Below are 1,044 nucleotides of genomic sequence, written 5' to 3'. Positions count from 1 at the left end.
CGCGCAGGAAGCATCGAGTAACATGCATTACGTTGTAAACCTGATAGAGCGGGTCTAACCTTAAGTACGCGAGTTAATGAATTTGATTGGAGCAATGCAAATGTCTAGAAATGAAACTAATAATAAATTGTTGAAGAACCAGCGTGGCGCTTCAATGCCCTTTGTTTTGGTGTTTCTAGCGATGGCTGCGTTTGTTGCGTTAGTTGGTTTTAAATTGTATCCAGCCTATTTTGAGCACTGGCAATTAAAGTCAGTGGTGACGTCTTTTGTCGAGGATTCTCAAACCGCTGAACTCGATCTGGGTGAGATTAATCGCCGCTTCAAATTACGTATGCAGACTAACAATATTCGCGACATTGACTTCAATGAAGCTGTATCGATAGAGAAAGAAGAAGGGGTGATTTCTTTCTACTTAGATTATGAAGTTCGTATCAATGTTTACAAAAATGTCGATGCAGTGATTGTGTTCGACGAAGTATCAGAAATCTATCCATAGGTAGCACAACACGGGTGAGTACAGTTAATTACGACAGACTTGAGCGAAAGCTTGGTTATACCTTCAAAGATCGATCTCTTTTAGAGCTTGCCCTCACACATCGTAGTTTCAAAGGTAAAAATAATGAGCGTCTCGAATATCTCGGTGACGCTATTCTCGGCTATGTGATCGCCGAACAACTCTATCTTCGTTTTCCTCATTTTAAAGAAGGTCAACTATCGCGCTTGAGAGCTCGCTTGGTTAAAGGCGTAACTCTCGCTGAGATAGCGAGAGAGTTTGGGCTAGGTGATTATCTAAAGCTCGGTCCTGGTGAACTAAAAAGCGGCGGTTTTCGACGAGAATCTATTTTAGCTGATGCAGTAGAGTCGATTATCGGCGCGACGTATTTGGATTCTGGTCATGACGTAGCCAAACAAATGGTATTGTCTTGGTACGAAGAACGATTGAGTTCTCCTGAGTTAGAAACGACAGAGAAAGATTCGAAGACTCAGCTGCAAGAATTGCTTCAAGCTAAAAAGCAAGACTTACCGACATACGAGGTTTTGCGC

General features: G+C 42.2%; 2 protein-coding genes. Both read left to right on the top strand.

What is annotated here, in order from left to right; all coding sequences use genetic code 11:
* Positions 1 to 100 precede the first annotated feature (100 nt).
* On the top strand, positions 101 to 496 hold the full coding sequence (locus A3762_RS13465) for a DUF4845 domain-containing protein (RefSeq protein ID WP_197469033.1): 396 nt from the start codon (positions 101 to 103) through the stop codon (positions 494 to 496).
* A gap of 14 nt (positions 497 to 510) precedes the next feature.
* Positions 511 to 1,044: ribonuclease III (gene rnc / locus A3762_RS13460; protein WP_068756070.1), on the top strand; the 534-nt coding region annotated here is incomplete at its 3' end.

Source organism: Oleiphilus sp. HI0125 (assembly GCF_001635355.1).
Note: the sequence above shows the minus strand (reverse complement) of the source record. Positions and strands in the feature narration are given on the sequence as shown.